Genomic DNA, 4,880 nt, shown 5'->3' on the forward strand with positions numbered 1-4,880 from the left:
ATGAACCGCACCGCGGCAGCGTCGATGAGCCGCACCGCGGCAGCGCAGACGAACTGCACCCCCGCGGCGGTTGGTTAGAGTGGTGCGCATGGATTTCAGCAAGGGACACGGCACCGAGAACGACTTCGTGGTCCTCCCGGATCCCGACGTCCGCATCGATCTGTCCGCCCCTCGGGTGGCGGCGCTGTGCGATCGCAGGCGCGGACTCGGCGCCGACGGAATCCTGCGCGTCGCCAAGGCCGGTGCGCTGGCCGCTGCCGGCGTGCTCGCCGAACTCCCGGACGGCACGTCCGAGGACGACTGGTTCATGGACTACCGCAACGCCGACGGGTCGATCGCGGAAATGTGCGGCAACGGTGTCCGCGTCTTCGCCCACTACCTCCGCTCGACCGGTCTCGAGACGCGCGACGAGTTCGTGGTCGGCAGCCGGGCCGGCGGCAAACCGGTGATCGTGCACTCGGCCGACGGCTCCGTCGGCGAGGTCACCGTCGACATGGGGGTGGTGCGGGACCTCGGAACCAGCGCCGCGACCATCGACGGCAAGGTGTTCAACGGCATCGGCATCGACGTCGGCAATCCGCACCTGGCGTGTGTCGACGCGCACCTCACGGCGGCGTCGCTGTCCGCCCTCGATCTGACCGCAGCACCCGGGTTCGACCCCGGGTTCTTCCCGCACGGCGTCAACGTGGAGATCCTCACCCGCATCGATTCCGGCGCCGTGGACATGCGGGTGCACGAGCGCGGGGTCGGCGAGACCCGGTCGTGCGGTACCGGCACGGTGGCCGCGGCCACCGCCGCACTGCGCTTCGACGGCGCAGAGTCCGGGGAGGTGAACGTCCGCATTCCCGGTGGTCAGGTCACGGTGGCGCTGTCCGGCGGACGGGCGACGTTGCGCGGACCGTCCGTCCTGGTGGCGTCCGGGAACCTCGACGACAACTGGTGGAACGGTCTCGCCTGATCGCCCTGCGCGAAATGCGCGTGCACGCCCTCGACATTCCGTGGGATCATGAGGGTGTATGACGAAAACACATCGCACAGAAGAATCGCCGATCTCCGACTCCACTGAGTTCGCCTACGACGACGGGCGCCCTTCGGTCGGCGAGATGCAACTCGAGGACCGCAGCGCGCTGCGCCGAGTTGCCGGGCTCTCCACCGAGCTCACCGACGTCACCGAGGTCGAATACCGGCAGCTGCGCCTCGAACGCGTGGTGCTCGTCGGTGTCTGGACCCAGGGAACCGCCGCGCAGGCCGAATCCAGCATGGCCGAGCTCGCCGCGCTGGCCGAGACCGCCGGATCGGAGGTCCTCGAGGGCCTCGTCCAGCGGCGGGACAAACCCGACGCGGCCACCTACATCGGTTCCGGCAAGGCCGAGGAGCTCCGCGAGGTCGTCCTCTCCACCGGCGCCGACACCGTCATCTGCGACGGTGAACTCACCCCGGCGCAGTTGACCGCGCTGGAGAAGGTCGTCAAGGTCAAGGTCATCGACCGGACCGCCCTCATCCTCGACATCTTCGCCCAGCACGCCACGTCCAGGGAGGGCAAGGCGCAGGTGGCGCTGGCCCAGATGGAATACATGCTGCCCCGACTGCGCGGCTGGGGTGAATCGATGTCCCGGCAGGCGGGTGGTCGCGCCGGCAGCAACGGCGGTGTGGGTCTGCGTGGTCCCGGTGAGACCAAGATCGAGACGGACCGCCGTCGTATCCGTGAGCGGATGGCGAAGCTGCGTCGCGAGATCAAGGGCATGAAGGCCGCCCGCGACACCAAACGCACCCGGCGTCTGCGCAGCGAGACCCCGTCCATCGCGATCGTCGGATACACGAACGCCGGCAAGTCGAGCCTGCTCAATGCGTTGACCGGATCCGGGGTGCTGGTGCAGAACGCGCTGTTCGCCACCCTCGATCCCACCACCCGGCGGGCGGCTCTGGACGACGGCCGCGAATACGTCCTCACCGACACCGTCGGCTTCGTGCGGCATCTGCCGACGCAGCTGATCGAGGCGTTCCGCTCGACGCTCGAGGAAGTGACGGACGCGGATCTGCTGCTGCACGTCGTCGACGGTTCCGATCCGCTGCCCACGGATCAGATCAAGGCCGTCCACGAGGTGATCACCGAGGTGATCCGGGAGAACGACGCCGCGGCACCGCCCGAGCTGATCGTGGTGAACAAGATCGACGCCGCCGACCCCGTCACGTTGACCCAGCTGCGTGGTCTGCTGCCCGGTGCGTCGTTCGTCTCCGCCCGGACCGGGGAGGGCATCGCCGAGTTGCGGGCACATCTGAGCGACGTCCTGGTCCGCCCGGAGATCGAGGTCAGTGTCCTCCTCCCGTACAACCGGGGAGATCTGATGGCCCGGATCCACTCGGACGGTCAGATCCTCGACTCCTCCCACGAGGAGGACGGCACGCGCGTCCACGCGCGGGTGCCCGAAGCGCTGGCGTCGGCACTGGTCGAGTACAGCGGCAGTGCCTGACCTCTCACGGTGGTCCGCCCGCGTGGCGGTCGCCGTGTTCGCCGCGTGCGCACCGCTCGCCGCGGCGGGAACCGGATTCGCCGAGCCGTTCTTCCGCGACCAGACCGCGGTCGACGCGTCGGAGTTCGGTCCGCTGTGCACTCCCGACGATTCCGCGGTCGGCACCCCGGACGAGGCCTCGCTCGCAGAGCTGTCGGGGCTCGTGTCGGCGGGCGGGCTGCTCTACGCGGTCGGCGACAGCGGGTCCGATCGCGCGGTCGCCGTGATGGACGGGAATTGCGCCGTGCAGCGCTGGCTGCCGCTGCCGGTCGACCCGTACGACGTGGAGGACATGGCGTCCGGCCCCGACGGCCGGCTGTGGCTGGCCGACATCGGCGACAACGGACGCAGGCGCGAGACGGTGGCGTTGATCGCGATGGACCGTGACACGGGCGCCGGAGAACTGCATCGGCTGACGTATCCGGACGGCCCCCACGACGCCGAGACGGTCCTCGTCCAACGCGACGGCACCCCGCTGATCGTCACGAAGGAAGTGTTCGGGGCGGGCAACGTGTACCGGCCCGTCGGGGGTGTCGCCGTCGGCGATCTCGCGAGCCCCGGCCCGACCCCGCTGGAGAAGGTCGGAACGCTGGACGTCTCCGCGACGAACGGCGTCGACGACGCGACCACCGGCAGCGGCACCACGGCCCCGGCCGTGCATTCGACGATGTTCACCGGCGGGGCCGTGTCCGCCGACGGGACGGTCGCCGCCGTGCGCAACTATTCCGACGTGTTCCTGTTCTCCGCTCCGGACGGCGACCTGGCCGCGGCGTTCGCGGCCGGACCCGCCGTGCGCGCTCACGTGCCGGAACAGCCGCAGGGGGAGTCGGTCGCGTTCACCGACAACGGCGACCTTCTGATCGCCTCCGAGGCCCGGGAGGGGCCTGTCCCACCGATTCGGGTGCTGCCCGGGGCGGTGTCGAGGGTGCAGGAGCAGGCCCGTGCCCAGGCCGTCTCGGACGAGTCGTCGGCGCAGTCACCGGGAACGCAGTGGGGGATCGGCATCGCCGGCGGTGCGGTCGTGCTCGTCGTGGTCGCCGGCTACTTCGTCCGCCGTCGTGCCCGATAGGTCGGATTTGCGAGAAATGTTGCGAGCCTGATTCTTTCGGTGCGCGGCACGATGTGAATACTGGGCGTTGTGCAGGCCCACGAGTTGTTGTCGCGTATCGCCCACCTGTCGCTCGAGCACGGGCGCGCTCAGTGCGCGTCGACGGCGGCCGCGGTGGTGGGCGTCGTCGTGCTGCTGGCGGTGTCTCGTTCCCCGAGGCCCCCGATCGTGGGCGCCGCCGCGGTCGCGGTGCCCGTGACCGCCGTGATCGGAGGCTTCGTGTGGGCGGCGTACCGTCCGCTGCCCAACCAGATCCCCCTCACCGGGTATGCCTGGATCTGGCTCGCCGTCGGCATCCTGGTCCTCGCCGCGGCGCTCCTGCTCCGGAAGCCCGGAGTCCGGCGGTCCGGAGTGATCGGTGTGGCGGCCGCCGTGGTCGCGGCGGCGGCGGTGGGCCAGGTCAACGCGGAGGTCGGGGTCTTCCCGACCGCAGGCTCGCTGGTGGGGCACCGTCCACCGGCCAGTGTCCAGCCGGTGTCGTTCGGTGACGTCTCCGGGTTCGAGGACGCGGTGCAGTCGGGGACCCCGATGGACTCGGCGTGGACACGTCCGGTGCGCACACCCGGCTCCGGCGTGGTGACCGAAGTGGAGATTCCCGGCACCGAGTCCGGATTCGGTGCCCGGCCGGCCGTGCTGTACCTGCCGCCGGCGTACCTGACGTCACCCCGGGCGGTGCTCCCCGTGCTGGTGATGATCGCGGGACAGCCGGGGCGGCCCCAGGACTGGTTCAGCAGTGGACGGCTGGGATCCACCGTGGACGCGTATGCCGCACGGCACGACGGACTCGCACCGGTCGTCGTGGTGGTCGACGCGCTGCGGGCACAGGACGCGAATCCGCTGTGCCTCGATTCGGCGCTCGGCAACGCAGCCACCTACGTGGCCCGCGACGTGCCCGCCTGGATCGAGACGTCCCTGCAGGTGTCGCACGATCCGGCGCAGTGGGCGATCGGTGGATTCTCCTACGGTGGCACCTGCTCGATCCAGCTGGCGGTGAACTATCCGGGGACCTTCCCGACGTTCCTCGATTTCCTCGGTCAAGACGAGCCGTCGCTCGGCGATCACGCGGGGACGGTGGCGGCGACGTTCGGCGGCGACGAGCGGGCGTTCGCGGCGGTCAATCCGGCGGACGTGCTGAAGACACGGCGGTTCCCGGAGTTGACCGGGGTGTTCGTGGCCGGGGCCGCGGACGACGAATACCGCCCGCAGCAGCAGCGGATGTTCGCTGCCGCGCGGGCGGCCGGTCTGAACGTGCGGTACTACGA

Annotated in this window: 4 protein-coding genes; all 4 read left to right on the forward strand. The window is 70.3% G+C overall.

The window, feature by feature from the left end; genetic code table 11:
- The first annotated feature begins 88 nt into the window (after positions 1–88).
- Positions 89–958 (forward strand): diaminopimelate epimerase, encoded by an 870-nt coding sequence (gene dapF, locus ACFTZB_RS42980; protein WP_378441668.1) that lies wholly within the window; start codon positions 89–91, stop codon positions 956–958.
- A gap of 58 nt (positions 959–1,016) precedes the next feature.
- Positions 1,017–2,471 carry a GTPase HflX gene (gene hflX, locus ACFTZB_RS42985; RefSeq protein WP_072942400.1) on the forward strand — a complete coding sequence of 485 codons (1,455 nt, stop codon included), beginning with the start codon at positions 1,017–1,019 and terminating at the stop codon, positions 2,469–2,471.
- Entirely contained in the window at positions 2,464–3,579 is a 1,116-nt protein-coding gene (locus ACFTZB_RS42990; RefSeq protein WP_378441671.1) for a hypothetical protein, read from the forward strand. Before hflX ends, ACFTZB_RS42990 begins: the two co-directional genes overlap by 8 nt.
- Positions 3,580–3,648: 69 nt before the next feature.
- On the forward strand, positions 3,649–4,880 hold a 1,232-nt coding region (locus tag ACFTZB_RS42995), incomplete at its 3' end, for an alpha/beta hydrolase (protein WP_378441673.1).

Origin of the sequence: Rhodococcus sp. NPDC057014, from assembly GCF_042673295.1 — a bacterium.
GTDB lineage: Bacteria > Actinomycetota > Actinomycetes > Mycobacteriales > Mycobacteriaceae > Rhodococcus_F.